11 protein-coding genes and 1 tRNA gene are annotated in these 23,364 nt (G+C 58.2%); 10 read left to right on the top strand and 2 right to left on the bottom strand.

What is annotated here, in order from left to right:
• Positions 1–63: 63 nt before the first annotated feature.
• A complete protein-coding gene (locus tag DWX63_RS05045; protein ID WP_117843014.1) occupies positions 64–741 on the top strand; it encodes a DUF6580 family putative transport protein in 678 nt (225 codons plus the stop codon).
• Positions 742–1,277: 536 nt separating this feature from the next.
• On the opposite strand, the gene DWX63_RS05040 is transcribed toward DWX63_RS05045, so the two are convergent.
• Positions 1,278–2,096: an exodeoxyribonuclease III gene (locus DWX63_RS05040; RefSeq protein ID WP_117843013.1), complete on the bottom strand. Its 819-nt coding sequence runs from the start codon at positions 2,094–2,096 to the stop codon at positions 1,278–1,280.
• Positions 2,097–2,231: 135 nt separating this feature from the next.
• On the opposite strand from DWX63_RS05040, the gene DWX63_RS05035 reads away from it, so the two are divergent.
• From DWX63_RS05035 to DWX63_RS05025, 3 genes are all read left to right on the top strand, one after another.
• Positions 2,232–2,984: an NAD-dependent protein deacylase gene (locus DWX63_RS05035; protein WP_117843012.1), complete on the top strand. Its 753-nt coding sequence runs from the start codon at positions 2,232–2,234 to the stop codon at positions 2,982–2,984.
• Between the two features lie 94 nt (positions 2,985–3,078).
• A complete protein-coding gene (folP, locus tag DWX63_RS05030) occupies positions 3,079–4,812 on the top strand; it encodes a dihydropteroate synthase (RefSeq protein ID WP_117843011.1) in 1,734 nt (577 codons plus the stop codon).
• On the top strand, positions 4,813–5,514 hold the full coding sequence (locus tag DWX63_RS05025) for a hypothetical protein (protein WP_117843010.1): 702 nt from the start codon (positions 4,813–4,815) through the stop codon (positions 5,512–5,514).
• A 191-nt stretch (positions 5,515–5,705) separates the two neighbouring features.
• Here the strand turns inward: DWX63_RS05025 and DWX63_RS05020 are convergent, their stop codons facing one another.
• Positions 5,706–6,479 (bottom strand): type III pantothenate kinase, encoded by a 774-nt coding sequence (locus tag DWX63_RS05020; protein ID WP_117843009.1) that lies wholly within the window; start codon positions 6,477–6,479, stop codon positions 5,706–5,708.
• A gap of 196 nt (positions 6,480–6,675) precedes the next feature.
• Here DWX63_RS05020 and DWX63_RS05015 point away from each other — a divergent pair.
• The 6 genes from DWX63_RS05015 to DWX63_RS04990 all read left to right on the top strand — a co-directional run bounded on the left by DWX63_RS05015 (position 6,676) and on the right by DWX63_RS04990 (position 23,108).
• Positions 6,676–6,752: transfer RNA gene (locus tag DWX63_RS05015), tRNA-Met, on the top strand.
• Positions 6,753–7,120: 368 nt separating this feature from the next.
• Positions 7,121–9,151, top strand: coding sequence for a bilirubin reductase, long form (gene bilR / locus DWX63_RS05010; RefSeq protein ID WP_117843008.1), 2,031 nt, complete (start codon positions 7,121–7,123; stop codon positions 9,149–9,151).
• A 284-nt stretch (positions 9,152–9,435) separates the two neighbouring features.
• Positions 9,436–10,449, top strand: a complete 1,014-nt coding sequence (locus DWX63_RS05005) for a hypothetical protein (RefSeq protein ID WP_117843007.1) — start codon at positions 9,436–9,438, stop codon at positions 10,447–10,449.
• Entirely contained in the window at positions 10,446–11,258 is an 813-nt protein-coding gene (locus tag DWX63_RS05000; protein WP_117843006.1) for a hypothetical protein, read from the top strand. The genes DWX63_RS05005 and DWX63_RS05000 overlap by 4 nt, the downstream gene beginning before the upstream one ends.
• A gap of 20 nt (positions 11,259–11,278) precedes the next feature.
• Positions 11,279–12,265: a hypothetical protein gene (locus tag DWX63_RS04995; protein ID WP_117843005.1), complete on the top strand. Its 987-nt coding sequence runs from the start codon at positions 11,279–11,281 to the stop codon at positions 12,263–12,265.
• Between the two features lie 64 nt (positions 12,266–12,329).
• Positions 12,330–23,108 carry a hypothetical protein gene (locus DWX63_RS04990; RefSeq protein ID WP_117843004.1) on the top strand — a complete coding sequence of 3,593 codons (10,779 nt, stop codon included), beginning with the start codon at positions 12,330–12,332 and terminating at the stop codon, positions 23,106–23,108.
• The last annotated feature ends 256 nt before the right edge of the window (positions 23,109–23,364 follow it).

Below are 23,364 nucleotides of genomic sequence, written 5' to 3'. Positions count from 1 at the left end.
CCGTGCTACCATAAACGGACATTCGTTTGATGGGGGCCGCTGTTGTCACGTGTCTTACAACATATGGAAATCCCGCTGTTGCTGGCGGTTCCTGCGGTGATGGCTGCGGCGTTGCTGGCGGGCATTGAGCAGGCGGCGCTTGCCATGCTTGTCGTGGTGGCGTTGGTGCTTGTGCTGTTCTTTGCGGGTTACGAGGCGTCGCGCCCGGGCCTGCGCCAGATTATGCCCACGCTGGTGTTGGCGGCGTTGGCCGCGGCGGGGCGCATCTTGTTTGGCCCCATTCCCGACTTTAAACCGGTGAGCGCCATCGCCATTATCGCGGGGGCGACGCTTGGTCGCCGCAATGGTTTTATGGTTGGCGCGTTGGCAGCGCTGACCAGCAATTTCTTTTTTGGGCAGGGCATGTGGACGCCGTGGCAGATGTATGCCTGGGGTCTGGTGGGCTATATCGGTGGCGCACTGGCGCATGCGGGCGCGTTTGACCGCGCCGATGGCACCGTGCGAATGCCGTCACTGTTGGCGTATGGCTTTGCGTCGGGCCTGCTCTATGGCGTCGTGATCAACGCGTATGACATCATTGGTTTTGTACAGCCGCTTACTTGGGCGGGTGCCGTGGCGCGTCTTGCCACGGCAGTGCCGTTCGATATTACGCACGGCCTTGCGACCTGCGTGTTTTTGGCCGCCTTGTACAAGCCTTGGTGCCGTCGCATTAACCGTGCCGTCGTGAAATACGGGCTGTAGGGCTGGTTGCGCCGGGGCGGGAATCAATACTGCCGAAGTGCCATTTCAAAACTATGCCGGTTTACGGGGCTAGATTGGCGCGGGTCGACCATACCAGCATTTTTCGAAATAGGGCACACCGTCTACCTGCGGTTTTATTATCTCGGAATTGCATATGGTTGGGGGTTCGCGATTCAGCCCCGTAAACCGGCATAGTTTTGAAATGGCCGGCTGATATGACGGGCATCGTGGCCCTCAGAGAGCCAAATTGATCCATTTTCTTCCGTCCCCAGATGTCCCCAGGGAATCAGTTGACGGCGCTTGCCACGAAACTGGCCCATCTACTACGTTTAGCTTGATACCCCCGACCATGACCGCGTTTTATGAAAAACCGCAGGCTTTCTACCTGCGGTTTTCTTTTGGCGTTGTTCGCTGTGGTTGAGGGTGGTGGCTTAAACGTAGTAGATGGGCGTGTTTCGTGGCGGATGGGTCACGCGGATACCCTCACGAGGCCCAAAATGATCCGTTTTCCTCCGTCCCCAGGGGATCAGTTGGGGCTAGAGCTCTAGCGTGAGGGTGACGGGGCAGTGGTCGCTGCCGAAGATGTCGCCGCGGATGCCGGTGCCGCGTACGTTGCCGGCGATTGCGTCGCTTACCAGGAAGTAGTCGATGCGCCAGCCGGCGTTGTTCTTGCGGGCATTAAAGCGGTAGCTCCACCAGCTGTAGACGCCCTCGACGTCGGGGTTTGCCGCGCGCCAGGTATCGGTAAAGCCGGCATTGAGCAGCTCGGTAAACTTGCCGCGCTCTTCGTCCGAAAAGCCCGCGTTGCCGCGGTTGGACTTGGGATTCTTAAGGTCGATCTCCTCGTGCGCCACGTTAAAGTCGCCGCAGGTCACGACGGGTTTTCCGGTCTCGCGCTCAAGTGCGCTCAAAAAGCCGCGGTAGGCATCGTCCCACGCCATGCGCACATCGATGCGCGCGAGTTCGTTTTGCGCGTTGGGCGTGTAGACATCCACAAACCAGAATTTGTCGAACTCCAGCGCGCAGACACGACCCTCGGTCGCGGCTTGGGCAACGAGCTCGGCTGCCTCGCCTTCACCGGCGTGGGGCAGCAGCGCGTCGGCGCGCAGCACGCGCAGCGGTTCCTGGCGGCTAAAGACCGCAGTGCCCGAATAGCCTTTACGTTCGGCGTAGCTCCAGGTTTGGTGATAGCCGGCCAGGTCGATATCGACCTGGCCCTCCTGCAGCTTGGTTTCCTGCAGCGCTAGGATATCGACATCGAGTTCCTGTGCGATCTGGGTAAAGCTCGGGTCCTTTTTGAGCACGGCGCGCAGGCCGTTAACGTTCCACGAGGCGAAAGTGTAAGTCTGAGGCATGGTGTCCTTTCGACGGGGTTGGCAGGCTTAAGATTAGCGCAACAGGGGCGGGGTGGGCTCCGCGCATGCTGACTTAAAGGCCGCATGCTGGGACGTCGCCCAACGCTGCCCGACTAACAAGGACGGAGGACTCATATGACGCAGGCAATATCGGACCCCAGGCAGGCCTCCGCCGCGCTGGCGGATCTGTTTGACACCCACAAGCGCGTGGTCTTCTTTGGCGGCGCGGGTGTTTCCACGGCAAGTGGCATTCCCGATTTCCGCAGCGTGGACGGCCTGTATCATCAGCAGTTTGCCTATCCGCCCGAGACCATGCTCTCGCACAGCTTTTACGAGGCACATCCGGCCGAGTTCTTTGACTTCTACCGCACCAAGATGATCGCGCTTGGCGCCAAGCCCAACTGCTGCCACACCAAGCTGGCCGAGCTGGAGCGTGCCGGCAAGCTCGACGCCGTGGTGACGCAAAACATCGATGGCCTGCATCAGGCGGCTGGTTCACGGCGCGTGTTTGAGCTGCATGGATCGGTCCATCGCAACATTTGCCAGACGTGCGGCGCGGTCTACAGCGCCGAATGGATTTGCGCGCGCGAGCACGAGGATGCCGCGGGTATGCCCGTGTGCCCCGCGTGCGGCGGTCGCATCAAGCCCGATGTGGTGCTCTACGAAGAGCCGCTCGACGAGCACGTGCTTACCGGCGCCGTTGCTGCCATCGCCGCGGCCGATGCCCTCGTCGTGGGCGGAACCTCGCTCGTAGTGTATCCGGCGGCGGGCCTCACGCGTTACTTTACTGGCGATACGCTGGCCATTTGCAATTTGGCGCCCACCGATCAGGATGCAAATGCCGACCTGCTGATTTCTTGCGACATCGCGGCCGCGTTTGCGTTCTAGCCCGCGCGCGCGGATACAATAAAAAGACTGATTGCAAAGCGACCCCGCCGTCAGCGCCCAAGCGCGGCGGCGTGGGCATTTTAGGAGGATGTTCATGGCGAACGACAGCAAGACATGGCGGTGCGGAAAGTACGAGCTCAGCTTTGATCGTCCGCGCATCATGGGCGTCCTCAATGTGACGCCCGATTCGTTTAGCGACGGCGGGGAGCACTTCGACCCGGATGCCGCCATCGAGTACGGCCTGGCGATGCTCGATGCCGGCGCCGACATCATCGACGTGGGCGGCGAGTCCACGCGCCCCGGCTTTACCCCGGTCAACCCCGACGAGGAGGCACGTCGCGTGCTGCCCGTCGTGCGCGCGCTCGCCAAAGAGGGCGCTATCGTCTCGATCGATACGCGTCATGTGGCGGTTGCCAAGGCGGCGGTGCGCTGCGGTGCTTCGATTGTCAACGATGTGACGGGCTTCACCGACCCCAAGATGGTCGAGTTCGTTAAGACGAGCACCTGCGGCGTTATCGTAATGCACGCCGGCGAGGTCGCCGCACCCGCCCGCACGCACGCGACGGTGCAGCTTGACACCTCGGCCGCGGCGTTTGTTGCCGAGAAGGCGCGCGAGGCGGCCGCCGAGGCCGCGCGCGAGGCCGGGAAGCCAGCCCGTCGCCGTCGCGGCAAGTTGCTGGGCGACCCCAAGCCCGAGGCAAAGCTCCCGGGTGGCGTGGTGCAGCCCTCGCTGCCGTTTGGCGAATCAGAGCCCACGCCCGAGCCTGTTGCCGAGTCAGAGACGCCGGCTACCGAGCAGGCTGCCCCTGCTGCCGTTGCGCCCGAGGCCGTGCCCGCAGCTACCGAAGTCACACCAGAGCCCAGCGACCACCTGGCCGCCATGATGCGCCGCAGTGCCCGCCGTGAGGAAGCCTATGTGCCCACCTCGCAGCTCCGCCGCTTTACCTTGCCCGATTCGGCGCCCATCATGCGCCGCGTCATGGGCTTTCTGTCCGACCAGGCCCGCACGCTCATCCATGCCGGCGTGTCGCGCGACCGCATCTGCATCGATCCCGGCCCGGGTTTTGGCAAGACGGCCAACGAGGATATCGTCATCCAGCGCGAGACCGCCAAGATGGCATCGCTGGGCTATCCGCTCATGTGCGCCGTGTCGCGCAAGCGTTTTGTGGGCGCCGTCTCGGGCGTGACCGAGGCCGCCGCGCGCGATGCCGCCACGTTTGGCGTGTGCCTGGGCGCCATCCAGGCCGGTGCCAACATCGTGCGCGTGCACGACGTCACCGGCTTCGCGCAGTTCCTGAACGGTTACTGGGCCGTTGCCAAGCCGCAGCCGCGCCGCGCGTTTGTGGCCGTGGGTTCCAACCTGGGGCATCGCTGCGACAACATCCGCGCTGCGCGCGACATGATTGCCGAGATCCCGCTCACCTGCGTGTCCAACTGCTCGCGCATCTACGAGAGCGAGCCGGCCTACGAGACGCGCCAGGACGCGTTTGCCAACGCCGTCATCGAGATCAAGACCGAGCTGGCTCCGCTGGTGCTGCTTGACGAGCTCATGAAGATCGAGGCCGAGCTGGGCCGCGACCGTTCCAAGAAGGCCAAGGCAAACGGCCCGCGCACCATCGACCTGGACCTGCTGTGGATGGACGGCGAGACCCACGGCGGCAAGAAGCTGCGCCTGCCGCATCCGCTGATCGGCGAGCGCGACTTTGTGCTGGTGCCGCTCGAGGACCTGATGCACGACCCGGCGCGGTTCTTCCGCTACAACGGTGTCGAGGTCAAGGAGCCCGAGGACCGCGTGGGCCATATCGTGGGCGAATTGGGGCGTATGTAGATGATTGAGATGAATGCTGTTGCCGCCGGTACCGAGCTCGACGCGGCGCGTGACGCGGGCCGCGAGGGTGCGTCCGCGGGCCGGTGCGCGTGGAGCGCGGGCGATGCATCGCTGACGTTTTCGCTGGTCGTGCGCCCCGATGTGAACATGCACGCCTTCCACGGTCTGCCGTTTGTGGCCGCAATGGGCATGATGGACGCGCTCGCGGGCACGGCCGCAACGCCGGGCCTGGGACTTGCCGGCAAGGTGGGCATCCAGTGGCCGAGTGACATCGTGTGCGGCGCGCCTGCGTTTGAGACGTCGCTCGCGCGCGTCGCCGTCAACGGCGGTGCCGGTGCCGCGGGCATGTTTGCCGCGGTGACGGTGGATATTGAGCGTTCGGCACTGGACGAGCTCGGCGTGGATATGGGCGACGAGGTACTGGTCGAGGCATTGGCCGCGGCGGTGCTCGCTCGCGTTGACGCCTGGGCGGTTGCCGCCAACACACCACAGGGCGCTGCCGGCCCGCTGGCCCCGGTGCTGGGCGAGTACTTCGATATGGTGCCGCTGCTGGGTCGTCAGGTCGCGGCGGTGTCGCCCAACGGCCTGCCGCTCGCGGTCGGCGTGTTTGCGGGCCTGGACATCTGGGGTCGCGCGACCATTAAGACTGACGCCGGTGAGCAAGAGTTTCCGCCCGAGGCCGTGCGCATTCGCGGGCTGTAGCGCGCGGCGCCCACAGCAAAAGATAGCGACGACAACAAAGCCCTTCTCGGCACGCGCCGGGGAGGGTTTTCGCCTGTCTGGGGGAATGGTTCGCCAGCTTCCTATTCCTCAAAACTGAAAAATTTTCGATTTTGAGGAATAGGACCGATGCGTTGCCTAGTTCGCCGCTCGCGCTCGACTTAAACCCCGCCTTACCCCAGCCTCTGCATGCGGCGGTAGATTTCGCAGATGCCCTTAATGGTGAGCTGGCCGTCGACTATGTCGAAGGCGTCGGTCGAATCGGCAACGATGCTGGCGAGGCCGCCCGTGGCGATAACGGTGGCGTCTTCGCGCCCCAGCTCGCGCTTCATGCGCGCGACCAGGCCCTCGGCCATGGCGGCGGCGCCCGTTACGGCGCCGACCTTGATGCACTCCTCGGTATCGCGGCCGATGGCGTGCTCGGGCGCCTCGAGCGGAACGCTAGCGAGCTTGGCGGCTCGGGCGGCGAGCGCGTCCATCGAAATGCGGATGCCCGGCGCAATCGCTCCGCCAATGTAATAGCCGTCCTCGTCGATGACGTCGATATTGGTTGCGGTGCCAAAGTCCACCACGATCGCTGGGGCGCCGTAGAAGGTCTCGGCAGCGACGGCGTTGGCGATGCGGTCGGCACCAACGGCCTGAGGGCGTGCCGCACGCAGCTTGGTCACGGCGGCAGTCTGCGGCCCAATGACGATGGCGTCTGCCGCGATGCGGTTGGCCACGGTGTGCCACTCGCGCGAGAGTTGCGGCACCACGCCGGCGAAGGCGATCGCGTCGACCGCGTCGAGCGAGAGGTCGTACATCTTAAAGAAGCCCATCAGACGCACGTGGATCTCGTCGGCGGTATAGGAGCGGTCGGTGGGCATGCGCCACGACTGCACCAGCTCGTCTCCGTCAAACAGACCCATGGCCGTCTGCGTGTTTCCCATATCGATAGCGAGCAGCATGTCTACTCCAGGTGTCGGCGTAAAAGGACGCGCACCATTGTATACGTGCCGTCGGCGGCGCTCGGCTTCGATTCGTTCACGGTGATAGGGGCTGAGGGGTTTAAATATGAAGGAATTATGCTCTACGAGATTTTCCTTGCCGTTTACCGAACTCTCACGTAATATTCTTTCTTGCGCACATGAGGCGCCCAGACATTGCGGGGTGGAGCAGTCTGGTAGCTCGCCGGGCTCATAACCCGGAGGTCGTAGGTTCAAATCCTGCCCCCGCGACCAAGAACTTGCAGCTCGTCGGCCTAGCCGGCGAGCTTTTTTGTTATTCCGGGACCGTATTTTCGGTCCAATTCTCGGCCTCTCAAACAAAATCTCGATCTGTAACATCTAGACCCGATTTGGGCGGCTAGGTGTTACAGATTGAGATCTTTCGGCAGGACGGTCTCCGTTTGTCTAAATCTGTAACACGAGGGACGGATTTTGCCGAGTTGTTGTTACAGATCGAGACAAACCGGCAGCCGGCCCCGCCCCATCCACCTGCCGCTACCTGCTGTCCGCCGATTTTTCGTTGTACTCCCGTGCTCCCATGCCATATCCTTTAGACAACTACGCGGCATCATCGCCGCCGCGCCTACAAGAGAGGAATATCCATGACCGCACCTGCATCCAAGCTGCTCCAGCCCATTACGGTTGGGCCCCTTGAGCTCAAAAACCGCATTATGTTCCCGCCGCTGACCACCGGCTACGAGGAGCGCGACGGTTCCATTGGCGAGCGCAGCCTGGCTTTTTACGAGCGCCTGGCCCGCGGCGGCGTGAGTTACATCGTCATTGGCGACGTCGCTCCCGTCATGACCGCGAGCCCCACGCCCAAGCTGGCGACCGACGCCCAGATCCCCACGTTTAAGGCGCTGGCCGACACCGTCCACAAGCACGGTGCCAAGGTCGCGCTGCAGCTGTTCCACCCCGAGTACGACGTGCCCGGCGTCGGCCGCATGGTCATGGGCTCCATGGCCGCCGCCAAGGCCGCGCAGGAGGCCAAGGCCGCCGGCGACGAGGAGACCTTTGCCGCCAAGATGGCCGAGTCCAACGAGATCCGCAACCAGGCCTACGCCAAGCTGCACCACGACATGCAGCATTTTGTGAACGAGGCCACTGTGGAGCAACTCACCCAGATCAAGGAGGCTATCGCCGCCTCGGCCGCCCGCGCGCAGCAGGCCGGCATCGACGCCATCGAGGTCCACGGCGACCGCCTGGTGGGTTCGCTGTGCTCCGCGATCCTCAACAAGCGTACCGACGAGTACGGTGGCTCGTTCGAGAACCGCGTTCGCTATGCGCTGGAGGTCGTCGCTGCCATTAAGGAAGCCGCACCGCAGCTGATGGTGGAGTACAAGCTCCCTGTGATCATGGAGAACCCCGACGGCACGCCGCGCGGCAAGGGCGGCCTGCAGCCCGACGAGGCCTGCGAGTTCGCCAAGCTGCTCGAGGGCGCGGGCATCGATATGATCCAGGTCGCACAGGCCAACCACACCGGCAACATGGGCGACACCATTCCGCCCATGGGCGCCATGCCCTACAACTGGACTCTGCCCGTGGCCGAGCGCGTCAAGGCCCTGATCTCCGTGCCGGTGGCAACCGTCGGCCGCGTGGTTTCGGTCGAGGCCGGCGAGAAGATTCTGGAAGACGGCGCGGCCGATATCATCGCCTACGGCCGCTCGCTCATGTGCGACCCCGACATTGCACTGAAGGCCGCCACGGGTGAGCCCATTCGCGAGTGCCTCAACTGCAACAAGGGCTGCGTCGACGCGATTCAAAACCGCAAGTACATCTCGTGTGTGCTCAACGCCGAGAACGGCGACGAGGCGACCATCGCCATTAAGCCGGGCGAGGGCGACAAGAAGATCGCCGTGGTGGGCGGCGGCATCGCCGGCCTGGAGGCCGCGCGCGTGGCGGCCAAGCGCGGCTACGACGTGACTGTCTACGAGGCGAGCGATCATCTGGGCGGCCAGATTGTGCTGGCTGCTGCGCCTCCGCGCAAGGACGAGATTATGCGCTCGGTCGAGTACTACGAGAAGATTCTGCCTGGCCTGGGCGTGAAGGTTGAGCTCAACCATGCCGCTACCGCTGAGGACCTCAACGCCGCCGACGCCGCGATTGTGGCCGTGGGCGCGCACGACGTGGTCATCCCCGTTCCGGGCGCCGACTCGGAGAAGGTCGTCTCGAGCTGGGACGTGCTGGCCGGCAAGGTGGAGCTCAGCGGGCGCGTCGCCGTCATTGGCGGTGGCCTGGTGGGCACCGAGACTGCCGAGTACCTGCTGCAGCACGGCTGCGAGGTGGCGATCGTGGAGATGCTCGACAAGATTGCCGCGGGCGAGTCCGAGACCATTCTGCCGCTGATCATGAGCGACTTTGCAGAGCACAACGTGGAACAGCACGTGAAGACCCGCCTGACCGCCATTACCGACGAGGGTGTGGAGGCCGTTCGCACCGCCGAGGACGGCGTCGAGGAGCCGGTGAAGATCGCCTGCGATTACGTGGTGATGGCCGTGGGCTCCAAGGCCAACGCGTTTGACCTGGACGGCGTGACGGTGCCCGTGACCTGCGTGGGCGACTGCTCGGGCGAGCGCACCGCCGACATCGCGAGCGCCATTCGCACGGCGTATCACGCGGCCAACGAGCTTTAAGCAAGAAAGCTATCGCGTATTGAGTGGGCGGGGAGTGCCGTATCGGTGCTCCCCGCTTTTTTGCCAATAAGAGCGTCCCTGGTTCCCTTGCATCAAGGGTTTGACTTTTAAGACATCATTAAGGCTTGCGCTGTGGAGTAAACCGCAGGTCAATGCTATTCTTTTACCTTATCGTATGGTGTTGTATTCTGCCTGAATTCTATGCCTACGAGCAATAGGCTGAGCGCAACCAAGCGGAAAGGATGGCACGCCCGCGAGCAGGGCAAGCGTAAACGATGAGTGGCATGGACCGACATAGCGAGCTCCAGCAGCACAAGACTGCGGCCGAGTACCGCCAAGCTGCCGACGAGCATGTGCGGACCCTCAAGGATTTCTGGAAGGATTTCCTGGTGAGCGGTCTGTTTGTTCTGGCCGCCATCGTTGCCATCTTTGCATGCCTGGCCTGGTTTGCCGCGAACAACCGCGTGAGCGCCACGGGGAGTACGATCGGGGCGAAGGCGGATCGGTACACGCTGACCGCCGAGGGCGAGGGCGAGTCCAACGCCCACGTGGGCTATTACGAGCGCACGGCCGAGGAAAAGCAAACTATCGCCGACCTAGATACGGCCGACGCCATGACGGTGACGCTCACCTCCAACCTGAACAACGAGACCGCAGGCTCTCTGTACCCGGGTGCTCGCGGCAAGATTACGTTTACGGTAAAGCCGCTGGTGGATGACCTGAACGGAGTCACGATTAACTTGTCACGCGTGCTTAAAGTCACGGGCAATGTCGTTGTTGAGGACGGAAAAGCGCTGACGCCTGATGCACAAACGCTCCTTGGCTTGGCTAAGGGCCATTTGCTGTTCTTTACGAGCTGCGACCAGAACGGATACTACTCGGGGCGCGTGTCCGATAGCAAGATCGAGATTCCCAAGAGCAAATTTTGCAAGAAGGGGTCGAGCGAGACCACAGAGTCAGTAGACGTGAACCTGTACTGGGTGTGGCCGGAGTACTTCCAGAACTTTGTCCTTACGGGCAACACCAATTACTACAAGAATCTGTTTGCGCCGGCCGACAAGACGACCGACTACGGTTACGGCGCTCTGCAAGCGGATATGAACGCGAACAAAACGAACTACTTCTTCGGCACGGCAAGTGACGTGCCAGCCGCCAGCGCTCCCACGGTTTCGGCCAGCATGACCTCCAGCGATGCCGCCATTTGCTCGGCGCTGTACAACAATGCGGATGAGCAGATCGGCGATAAGGTCGATTACATCCAACTTAGAATTAGCGCTCAGGAGGGCGTGAGCTCATGAGTACCATGCAAACGCGCCTCGACGACGCCCACAATTGGATAGATAACCATCGCGCACAAGCCCTTGTGGTTTTGGTGCTCTTGGCGGCAATCGTTCTTGTAATTGGCCTATCGCTCTCGTGGTTTGTGGGCAGCAAAAGTCTGTCTACGGTGGGCAAGATCCAAACGCCGGCACGGCTCAAGGTGCTGGGTCCCAACCAGACGGCCATTGAGCCCATCGAGATTTCGTATGACGAGTCGCGCGGCGATGTGATGAACGACGATGGCACGGTGACTATCCGGCGCGCGTTTTGTGTGCAGAGTGACAATGACGATAATCCCGGCGCTGGCCAGGCGTTTGAGCTGCAGGTGGCAAATACCACGAATATCACGGGGCTGACAATCAACGTGTACCGCGTGACGGTCAACGACCCGTCGACAACGACGGGCGATGTGGTCGGTCTCGACGGGCTCAACCGCATCTACTCATGGAGCAAGAAGGACCCGGGCACCCCGATTACGTTTACTTTTATTAACCCCGCTGACGAGACAAATACGTTGGCTAAAGAGCTTGAGGCAAACGATCCGACTTACGGTACTTATGACAAAGTCCAGCAGAACGCCCGCCCGCTTTACCGTTGCCACACGTTCCAACAAAAATATTTGGACGGCTGGGATGGTACAAAAGCCAACGCCGCCACGAACTTCATCATCGAATGTACGTGGAATCCAGGTGTTGTGCCCAGCGCGGACGGCACCAAAAACATCTCAAACGTCAAAGAGACCGACATGGTGTACCTAATCGCTCGCGGCACGAACGGCAACCAGTAGCAGGAAGGGAGGGGCGCCTGATGAAGAAAGACAAGAATGAGCAAAATGAAATCGCAAGGCCTGTTGGCAAGCACTTTGCGCAGGCCGATGATTCTAGGGCGAAGTCTCGCTTGGCGGAGTCGGCGGCCCCTGCTTCCAAAGCGCGCAAGCGTCTGTGGGCGGTTGCAGTGCTGCTGTGCGCCGTCGCGATTGTGACGGGTACCTACCTTACCTACACGGCCTTTTTGGCGGGCGACTTCCTTAAGTCGGTTGCCGTTTCGGGCACGTCGCGGGCGCTGTTTGCCTCGGACATGCTCACGGGTTATACGAGCGAGAACCTAAATGACGGGGAAATTGCCGTCCGAAGCGTCATCGCCGACACGAGTGGGGAAAACTGCTCCTTTACCTTTCGCATTTACAACCATCTACTGGGCGACAAGAACAAGGTTAACGACAAGGACGTCAATGCAACATTGAGCGTGAGGGCGACGGGCACGACGGGTACTTGGAGTGTTAACGGTACGCCCGCGCTGGCGACGGACGGCACGGTCAACCTTTCCTTCCCTGCCAACAAGGCAACCATGTATACCTATACGGTTACGTTTGCCCAGGCGGACCTCAACAAGGCATCCTTCACGGTCAAGGCCCAGGTTGGCCCCAACAGCCCCGGAACCAACCTTAAATGGCTCGCGGCCAAGATTGCGCCCGCCGAGCGTGCGGAGGTAGCGGCCTCGGGCGTTTCGGGCGAGTGGGTCGACAAAAGCGATAGCATTGGCAACTTTGACGCATATAACTACCGCGTGACGGTTACGGGCGCCCCAACAAAGGTCGAGCTTACATGGGGCGACAAGGTTGAGCTTGACCCGTTTTTTGAGACAAATCATTCCGACGCGATCGTTAATAAAAATAAAAGGGCGGTCACGTTCACTATGGAGCCCGGGTCGGAGATTATTACTTTTTACCGCGCGACGGATACCGCACCCGGCAACTGGGGCGATGACATCGGCGTTACGTGTGGATCTGCGTAGGCCAACCGCAATCGGTGATTTTGAGACCCCGCACGGGGCATGAGATAGAACGAGGTAGGACCAGATGAGAACGGCAAAGCGCATAACAACCGCATGCCTGACTGCGATCATGATTTTCCAGGCGCTCGCGCCCTCCACGGAGGTGTTCGCGCAAGAGCTCGACGCCGTTATGGAGGCGTCCGTCTCCGCTGCGCGCGCCGCGGGCAATACTGCCCGCTCCGTACAGGATGCCGTGGCCACTGTCTTGGAAGATGCTGACCAGGCACCATCTGATGGCACCACAGCAACTCCGGGTGTCGATGCAGGCACTACCGAGGGCGGCAACGGCTCAACCAACACCGGCGATTCGCAGGATTCCACGACCGATGGAGCCGGCGGCGATGGTGCCCCGGCGGAGGGCGACGTATCCCAAGACGATGCGCCTGCCGATGACGCCGCCGACGAAGAGCATGCGGATGACGCGGACGCAGATGCTGCTGCGCAGGCGGATGCTACGTATAAGTACAACACTGTTGAAGATCTAAAAGCCGCAGGCGTTACAAATATTACCGAGGAAAACGGCACCGTTACACAGATTGTGTTTGCCAATGAGTCCGACCTCATCAAAATATCTAACACTAATCCAGCTGTTTACCAGAATGCCGCAATCGTCAGAAGCCCAAATACGGGCGGTGAGTTCAACCTGGATAGTGCAAAGGATGGAGAATTGAAATTTGGGGGCTTTGGCGGTGGCAGCGCCCCCTTCAAAGGCTTGCTTAACATGAAGGGGAGCACCCTTGTCGTGAGCCATACCCTCTTTAATAACATCAAGCTTAACGATGATAATAAAGCGGTGACGGTGACATGGAAGGGCTCGGATGCCCAGCCTGTTATCGCGTCTAAAATCAATGGCAATGGTCAAACGCTCGTTGCCAATGTAGCAGTCGCCAATGTGAAAGAAGGAAAGGCGAAACTCACATCGCCGTTGATGGGTGAGGTGGATGGGGTCCTCACGCTCGAAGCGACTTATTCGGTTGATGCCGGCAAGACCCTTGCAGTGGATATCAACTCGAACACGGGTAACATTGGCTTGCTGGCGAACACTGTAAAGGCAAATGCGTCTTTTACCATTAATAAGCTCGAGGGGTTGCCGTTGAGCGGGACGCAGACTGTTGCTACCACTAAAGATGGGGCCAGCGCCGGCGGCCTCATTGGCCTCTGCGAGGACGGCGTGACTGTTTCGCTCGCTAATCCGATTGACCTTTCCAACTTCAGTGTTGCCGGCGCCGCTGCCAGTGGTGGCTTCATCGGTAAGGCGACTAGACTCACGCTTGGCGCGGACAGCAAGAAGTTCTCCTGCCCCGCTTCTGTTGGTAATGCAAACAGCATGAACACCGGTGGTTTTATCGGTGAGGTGAGCTTCGCAAACTCGGTTAAATTTACCAACAACGACCAAATCGATACGAGCAACGGCGTGACGCTTTTGGGCAAGGGCAGCGAGTCGAACGGCGTTGGTGCCGCTATCGGTAAGTTGAACTTTATTGATTCGACAACGACCGTATCGTTCAATGGCGGAACTTTTAAGAGCATCTACGGCAATGGAGGAGGCACCGCGGTATTCGGTGGCCTTGTCGGTTCGGTGACGGGATGCGACAAGTCGAAACCACTTCATATCGAGAACGTTACAACGGAGTTTGCGCTCAAAGCTACTCCGACTTTTGCTGGTGGCCTTGTCGGTTGGCTGGGCCGCGGTACGGGTGCGACGCTTGAAGTCAAGAACGCTGAAGTCAACTGCACCAAGCTGCTTCAGTCGAGCAAGGGCTTCGGTGGCGTTGCGGGCTGCATCGACAACAGGAGCATTGCTGATATCAATGGAGTGACCGTCAAAAACGAGGGCACGATTGAAAATGGCGCGGGTATTGCCGCTGAAAGCTGGGGTTCTGCGATTCGTTTGGGCGGCGTGACCGATTTTTCGGGCATGAAGTTTGCTCCTGAAAAGAGCTTTACCGGCAAGAAAGTTGTTTCTCAAATCACGAACGTTAGCTCGAGTAACCCAACGCTCGTGTTTGCTCGCGGAACGGGAAGAGATGGTGTTCCCGCAGATGCCGACAACGCCGATTACTGGGATTATAAGCGTTGTCCTGCGACGAAAATCGATGACTTGGGTAGCGATCAAAACGCTGATTGCGGCTATGGTGAGGTCGTTAGGCTTGATGGAACGAAGCTGCAAAAAGACCTCATCAAAATCAATATGGACGAGCACAAGCTTGAGGGACCTTCGAGGACCGACTGGAGCTGGCAAGTTGGCTATGGACAGAGCTGGACCGACGGCAACAGAGAGCTGGTGATTGCGAACGAGAAGGACTTCGCGTGCCTTGCCCTCTCGCTTCAGTTTGGCGCGCTTTGGAACGGCGTGTACGGATTAAACCCTGGCAATAGGGGTCAGCTCTTGGGATCCGATGTGACTATCAGCCTCAGCGGCAACATTAATCTGTCGGGTACGGGCATTGGGGGCCTTGGATTCGATAGCGCTAGCAATCTTCAGATATTTCAGGGAACGTTTAATGGCAACGGTCATACGATCATCCTTGGCATTGGCGAGCCGTACGGCATGCGCGGTGACAATGCGATTGCGCCCAACGACGCATCCGCCGGCAATGGAAAGATTTACCGTCACAGCCGTCTGGGCCTCTTTGCCGCCATCGGCGGCGCGACGGCGAATAACCAGATCGCGACGGTGAATAAACTCACCGTCGATGGTTCCATTAAGTTTGATAACGGCTTAGGCGTCGACGCCGGTTCGCTTGCGGCGACCATCACGGGTAATGCAACGCTCAACGGTGTTACGTGCAGCGCAGCGATTACCTGCGACGATTCGTTTGGCAACGATGTTAACATCGGCGGCATTGCGGGTAGCATGTCGGGCGCCGGAACCGTTACTTTCGGTGGCGGCAACACAAGCGGCAGGACAAAGGCGCAAGCGACCGTCAAAACGGGCGACACTCTCAACGGTAACACGCGCATCGGCGGAGCCGTTGGCTATGTGGCGGACATTGTCGCTACTGCCAATGTGGCGAGTCTCGAAATCGGTGGGAAGATTACTGCGGGCGATAGCGCGAGCGATAAGAAAGCCCAGGTCGGTGGCTTCATCGGCTGCATCACTCAGGGCACCGCGGCGAATACGACTAACGTCAACATCACAGGGCTTTCGTTCGACTCGTTCACCATGACCGTGGGCAAGAACGGCGATGCGAAGAACGGAGCCGGTGGTCTTCTTGGCTATAGCTGGGGCAATACTGTAGTTACCATCGGGGATAGCACCAAAAACACCAGCGACAGCACGTATGCTCTCAAGACGAACAACGCTTCTATAACCGCAAACAATTCAGGTGAACTCGGCGGCCTCGTATACGCAGCCAGCGGTCACTGGGTTATCAACGACTATGCCATCGACCTTTCGGGCGCAACCATTAATGCCGTCCAAGCTACAATGCTTGGCCTGCTCGTTGGTCGTGGCAGCAAGGTTGCTTCTGGAGCATATGGCTCCGAGCCCTATACGGGCTTGTACCTGGAAGACAGGGCTTATTGGGAAACTGCCTATAAGGTTCCCAGCGACGAGGATGCCGTCGTTGCGCCCAGCGTAACGATCTTCGACGAGTGGGTGGGCAATGGCCGAAAGCCGGGCAGCAAGCTCATGGACGGCGAATGGAACGCGGTTGTTTCACTTCATACCAAAGACGACGTTAATGACGGCAAGCTCGACATGGGCGGCGAGCCGGGAAATGACAACAGCTATCACAACCGTTCTGATTTCGGCAATGACCACAACACGAATGCGTGGACGAGGTATTACTACAATCTTGACCGTGCATACAACGCCCTCAGCACCAACGGCAAAGACTATACAGCGCAAAAACCTGTCCAACTCACTGCTCCGGAAGAGCTTCTCTTGTGGTCTGCATGCCGTTATGCGCCTGCCGACATACAGAAATACGTTGCTCCTGGAATGACTGGAGTTAACGCTGGTCTGAATAGCAATACGGTCTATATCAACGGCGGTACAAGTTCAAAACAAAAAACTATCGATTTAAGCGGTTATAGCTATTATCCGGCACAGCCGAAGGGGCAGGTAATCGTACAAAACGTGAATGTTAGATTTTGCTACGCGAATATCAAGTCTGAGTTCGCCAACAATAAATCCAACTCAGCTGGAACGCAGCATGAAAACATGCACTGCGGACTTTTGCGTACGATTAATGCGAACCTCACGGTAAGCAATGTCACGCTGGGTGGCACTATCGGAATTGCGGTTAACGACGGTGATACGAGTAAGGCGGGGCCTGGCGGCACCGCGTCAGGTGCTTTGGTGTGCCGCTATATATACGGTGGTTCGAATTCGGTCAAACAGATTTCTATCAACAATCTTACGCTTGATGGTTTGACCGTCGATGACGTGAACGATAAAACCAGCTACGCTCCTCTGCTCATCAACGAGATGCAGACGTACGTGAATCTGAACGCAACGAATATCTCAACCAAGGGGTACGAAAAAGGTACCAAGGCGGCGACATCGCTGTTCGGTAGGCTTGGTGTGGGCAGTGCGGCCGACCAGGTGACGGCAACATTCAGCGCGATCAGTCTCCCCAGTGCAGCGGATAGCTCGATATTCACCCGCGCAAGCTTGCTTGAGAGCTTTGGCTACGGCGAGGGGAAGACCGGCTCGGCGGTGTATACCTTTATGAAGGATGACCAGACAAACGAGAAGGTCACATTCGGCAGCGAGATCGACTCGAAGGGCGAATACTCCGGTAAGCAACTCTGGTACTACAACGAGAGCACCTATGGGACCCGCGCTGGCCTCGTCACCGTTGACAACAAAGAGGCAAATGCGGATACTCCGCAATTCGGTGGTTATCTCCCGTATGTGAAAAAGGGCAATGTCAACGAAAACAAAGTCCAATACCACGAAATCAAAGTTAACCAGCGCGTGCCCAAGCTTACGACAGGCTGCGGTACCTATGGCGACCCCTATGCCATAACCAAAGCGTCAGAGCTCAACACGGTTGCCGAGTATATCAACACACAAAATGCAATCGATGGCTGGGAAGTTACGATTGCAGCCAATCAGGAAGAGTTATGTCAGCGTCGTTCGCCCAGCGAGGATACTGGCAACGAAGTGACGTACGTCTACAAACAGGCGAAAAAAACGTGGGAGAAGAAGACAAGGGAAGGTACCACTGACCCCAATGATACGCTTGACGATGCGACGATGCACAGCTATCTCCAGAGCGCCTACTACAGTATCGAGCCGGTTGATAGCAAGGGAACCCGCGCCGATACACTTGTGCTCGATACCGCTGCTTTCCAGGGTTTGGGCAATCAGGACAACCCGTTCAGGGGGGTTATTGTCGGCAATCTGAGAAGCGGCGGTTTAGCGACCATCAAGATTAACAAGCCAGAAGGCGCGACTGCGCTTTCCGGATTGATCCCGTATAGCTACGGCAGCGTTGTGAGCAACCTGAACATTGAATATTCGGGCACGGCAGCTTCAATTGCATATAAGAATAAAGATACATCTGGTGTGCCGGGCGCGTTCTTTGGCGGCGTGATCGGTTGCATCATGGGCGGTGACAATATCATCGATGGCGTGTCGGTGAATGCGTCTGGTGGCTTTAGCGTTGCTGGGGCAACAGGCGATAATGGCGGCGCGCACCTTGTGCCCGTTGGCGGCTACGTTGGTGCTGTTGCGGGTGGCGGCGTCATCTTCCGCAATTCTTCGAGTGGCGATGGCGCCCTTAACGCCTGGCATAGCGCCGGCACTTCTCTCTATGACAACCCGTATGTTGGCCGCGTAATCGATGGCTATGCGTTCAGCGAGCTTGCCGCTGGTAAGAGTCTCGACAACACTGATCGCAACTACAAGGTAAACAATCTTGATGTCTCGGATACGAACTGCATCGTGACGGGTGAAACGCAGGGCCGCTATAGGGGAGATGGCACCAATAATAACCTCGCCATAACCACAACCGTCAATGACTCGCAGGGACTGCTCGTACTTTCGGCCATCATCAGCAGCGGCGCGGCCGGTGGTTCGGCGAATACGACAGCTCCAGACCAAGTGCATGCGTCCAGCTATGGAACCTACGCTGGCTCGAGGGCGTATTTGGGTGGAAATGTGCCGCCGAACAAAAAGGGATACAAGTTCGGCAATCAGAATTACGGCAAAGTGCGCAACGCGAGCTATGCGTACGTTGGAAAGCCGTTGAGTGCTGCTGAAGACTTTGCTAATGCGATAAGCGATGACATGAAAAGCCCCGGTATCCAGTCAGAGGATAACGCGCTCGAATACGCAGGCGATGGCTCGGGCGTTAACTCCCCCTACCTAGTAAAGAAATACGCAACGTGGCAGACGGGCTACATCTGCACCGCGCAGGTCTCGGGAATGGATTTGCAGTTCGTGAACACGGACAAGGACATTGATTATGACATGACGCCTTACGGTACGGGTTACACGGGTCTCTCGGGACGTTACTACTCAAACGCGTGTGCATCCGCCAATGGCGCCGACCGAGATCGCATCGTGCCGCTTGTCGCGTGCATCAACGGCAACGGCGCAACTATCAAAGTGGGCAGTAATGGAAGCGATGGCAGCGATAAGAATCCGTATGACATCACGGAGTACACCGACGACAATTACAAACTCACCGGAGTGGGTGCTCTCTTTGGCACCGTAACGTACACCTCGACCAACGTGTCGGAGAGCATCGGCACTCCGGCAGCAGACGGCACTGACGCTACGGGCAACGGCGGCTATGCCGTCCAGAACCTAAAGTTCGACGACTGCAACATTTCCTTTAGATATGTAACGTACAGCCCGGCTGCAACAGGCGAGAATAAGAATCTCCCGTCGCTTACGACGCCGGATTTTGCTGGGCAGATTGGTGTCGGCCTGCTCGCGGGCACCACGGCAAACGCGAACTCGCTCGAGGGTTACGGAAAATACGGCACGGTCGAGATGACGAAATGCGGCGTGAACGGGCCCACCAATGTCGGCGGCCTAATTGGTGCGTCGGGCTATGGAGCTCGCAGCACTGACAAGAGCGATATCACCTGGATGGTCAATCGAACGGGCGGACAGCCGTCCCCGGTTAAACTCTACGATTGTTCGTATGACGGAATGACTGTCAATGGCGGGCAAAACACCGGCGGCTTCGTTGGCAAACTCAATGAGGGCTCGCAGGGTGGTGTTTGGACGACGAGCGATAAGGATATTGCAAGAGATTCTACGATTGAGTCGATGTCAACCGATCCAAGGGCGGGCGGCGTAATTGGTGTTAGCGGTGGCGCGGTGTATGTGAATGCGGATCCGACCACCACAGATTCGATTGCCGGTGGGAAGGCAACCATTAAGAACGTCTCGGTAAAGGTACCCTCGAATGCTGGCAAAACGAGTGGGGTTGGTGGCTTCATCGGTGAGGCAAAGGGCAACGTATGTGCCTACAAGCTTGTTGTGACGAGCGATACGACGATAAAGCCGGTGCTTGGTGCGGCAAACGCGGACCCTCTTAAGAACGTTGGCGGCATCGTGGGCTATGTAACAGGCGGTAATGAGTTCAAGTTCGACTCTTGCGAAGTGAGCAACATCGACATTGAGTCCCGAGAAGTGTCCGGAGGAATCTCCGGCAGCATATCCAATTCGCCTTCAGTGGTCTGCAACAACGTTGTGATTAGCGGCAATACTTTTAGTAGTTCATATGCTGGCGGCATCAACGGCTCTCTGGGCGGTGCGCCGACGTTCAGCATCACAAACACGGTGATCATGAACAACGTGTTTATAAACCGCAGGAATGCATGGGAGAGTTCACAAGGCAGCAACAACAAAAGCCGTTCTGGCGGGCTTGGTGGCGACGGAAGGGGCGTCTTCAATCTTGCAAACGTTCTCTTCGATAGCAATGACTTCCAAGGCAAAAACGGCCAAGGCGTTTTCTTTGGCGATGCTAAGAGCGGTCTTAAAATATATGCGGCGGGTATTGATATTAAGCCGGGCAACGAGAAGGCTCGGGATGACCTTCCGCCGCTGCTATTCGATACGTCTGCGGACCAAAGCACGGTTAAACAAATCAATATGGTTTCCTACGTTGCGTTTGGTGACTACAAAGACGCGCTTGCCGCGCCCGACAAAAATGTCACGCTTTACAGTGACGACGATGCCTCCGGCAATGAGACGGTTGCCGCGTCTCCCTATGTCACTACGAGTCCTACAAGCAAAATAGCGGTACGCGTGTCCGAATTCGACACCACTGACCGCTACCTCTTTGGCGACGGCGCGAATGTGGGACTGGTTGAGACTATCAAGAGCGAGGCTAAGGCCGGCAAGAGCGAGTCCGGCAGCTATGCCTATACCAACATCGGTGGCAGCAACGACTCTGGTGAATACCAGAACGATGCGAGCGGCTTTGATGAGAGATCATGCATTGGATCATTCAACGGTAACAATGAAAGCAAGAAGGTAGATAAAGACAAGAACTTCGACGTCCTCGTCCTCTCCGGCGGTGACACCACGACGGTGGAGAGCTATCTCAATATTGTGACGAACGGTGGCTATTCGGATGCGAAGCGCCTAAACAGCACAGCGGCGAAGCACGTGACCGCAAATCTGGAGACGTTTGTGCTCGACGAGAATGGGCACTTCGTGAGGGATAAGGACTCCATTCCTACAGTTTCAATTGAAAATCAGGGCTCCTCAAAGATGAAATTCCGCACGAGCGGATCCACGTGGGACAACGAGAAGGGCCGCTTTACCCTGTTGACCGTTACCTTTACCGAGGCTGGACAGAGCTATAAAGTGCAGGTTCCAATCATCGTCAAGCGCATGCTCGAGGTTGACTTTACGGCCACCTTTGTTGAGGGGTCTAACTTCAAATCGAGCAACTATACCGGGCGTGGTGCCAACGCGCACGTGCTGATCGGTAGCGGCGAAACCATGACGGGGTATCTCACTTGGACCTACGGCCAAGCGTACGGCAAGACGACCAACTACGGTTGGAATACCTACCTTGCGAGCGGCGGTTCCATGAGGCCGCTGCAGAAGAAAATCAAGTTCTTGGGCGATGGCGCCAAGGGGACAATGCCGGCTGGTACCCAGCTTACGCTGGTGGACACGGCAAATAACAACAAGGAATATCACTATACGGTCGGTGCGGGTGGAACAGATTCGGTGAGTTTGTCCGATTTTGCAGATGCCGGTAATAAGAAATACATTGAGCCTTGGTTGAGCGAGGAAGTCGGTGTAACGGCGAGCCAAGATAACATCAACGGTTCATGGGTCGAGACGACCGTTGACGACGCCACCGCTAAGATTGGCGACAAATACTATCGCCCCAAAACAGCCGCCGACGTTAATGCTAAGAAGACGCTGTATAAGTTGAGTGTTCCCAACGAGAGCCCGGTGACTGAGAACTTCTATCTGGTAGTTCGAACTCCGAGTAACTCTGCCAGCGTAAACGGCTACACCGCCACGGAGATTGGAAACACGAGCGTCAACACTCGCATTAACTACACGTTGCGAACGGGCGACAATGGGCTGGACGAAGACGATCACCATAACACCGCTTCGACGTACAGCGTGGCGTCGAACTATACGCATAGCTTGGAGGATCAGGAGTCCGGCACTAAGCAGATGACGATGATCGACACGACCTATCCGCTCAATATGAAAGTGAGAGACACCATCAAATTTGGCGATCAGGAGTACACGGATTCCGATACGGTTTACTACCAGCTGGATTCCTCGCTGGTGAACTATGAAAAGGGCAATGCCGCGGGCGCGCATGGCTACCCGACTGGAACCCAGGGCACGTATTCGTTCTACGTGCAGGTAGGGAATACCTACTACAAGTGGAATCGCGCTAATGGATGGAAGCCCGCCGATGCAGAGGAGCCGGCGGTTGAGGCCAAGTCTTGGTCTTCAAAGACCGGCAGCGACATGTCGCTTGTGCTTGCCGATGGCAGCGGCGCCATCGACCTCTCTGGCATTCGCGAGGCTGCCAAGAGCCATGGCTACCACGAGTTCACCATCACTATGAAGGCGAATCTCACCATGACGGAGCCCGCGTGCCAGGCCGGTATTGTCGCTTCGCAGGATAGTGGCAAAGACAAGTACACCAAGCCCAACTACCGCGCGTACCTTTCAACGCATGCCGACACGCTCAGCACCAGTAGCAACTCGGCATACACCGATGGTCGCGCTGGATACTATCGCATGGATGTGGGCTCATCGACTATTGCGCTCGAGGCTTCAAAGAAGTCGCAGTTGGGCATCAACATCGATGACCTCAAGTCCGCCGACGGCGAGATCGCTCTGGTGGGGACATACGACTTATCCAAGCTCGCGGGTGCCGAGGCCATGATCTCCAATGCCGACACGGTGACGTACACGCTGAGCTTGCAGCAACGCCAGGACACGGGCAAGTATGCTGAGGTGAGCGATATCTCGAAATATATTACGGTGCTCGGTAGCGACAAGCTGGGCGCGGGTTCTTTGAGCGGTAACAGCTACGTTTTTACCGACAACAAGACTGGCGGTAAGTTCGCCACGCTCGACGACAACAGCCTTGCCTTTGCGCATGCCTTCCGCGTTAAGGTGAACACCGATGTTGAGGGTAAGAGCCAAACTGAGGGTAAAAGCCAAAAAACCTATGCCAACTACCGTTTGGTGCTTACGGCCAATATGACCGGCGGCGGTGTCAACGACACGCCGGTCAACGTCAGCAACCTCGCCGACTATGCGCACTCTGACTGTGTGACGTACACGCTGGCACGCATCAACACGGAGGGCATTCAGCACGGCTCCGGGACCAACTGACCTCGAGAAAGCGGGGCGGCAACCATCCAGTTGCCGCTCTCTTTATTGCTTTCCACTTAACTTTCCAACTTTCCACTTAACTTACCACCTAAGGTGGAAAGCTGGAAAGTTAAGTGGAAAGCTGACATGTTAGATGCGGGCTGACGAGGGGTTAATAATTGCACAAACCATACCAGCCAAACAAAAAGATACCAATCTGGTTGGTAAAACACCGTCAATGAGCCGCGAGCCAACTAGCTGCGTAAATAAAACCTAA

Origin of the sequence: Collinsella sp. AF20-14LB (assembly GCF_003459505.1) — a bacterium.
Taxonomy (GTDB): domain Bacteria; phylum Actinomycetota; class Coriobacteriia; order Coriobacteriales; family Coriobacteriaceae; genus Collinsella.
The sequence above is the reverse complement of the archived record's forward strand: the minus strand, read 5'-3'. Positions and strand labels throughout refer to the sequence as shown.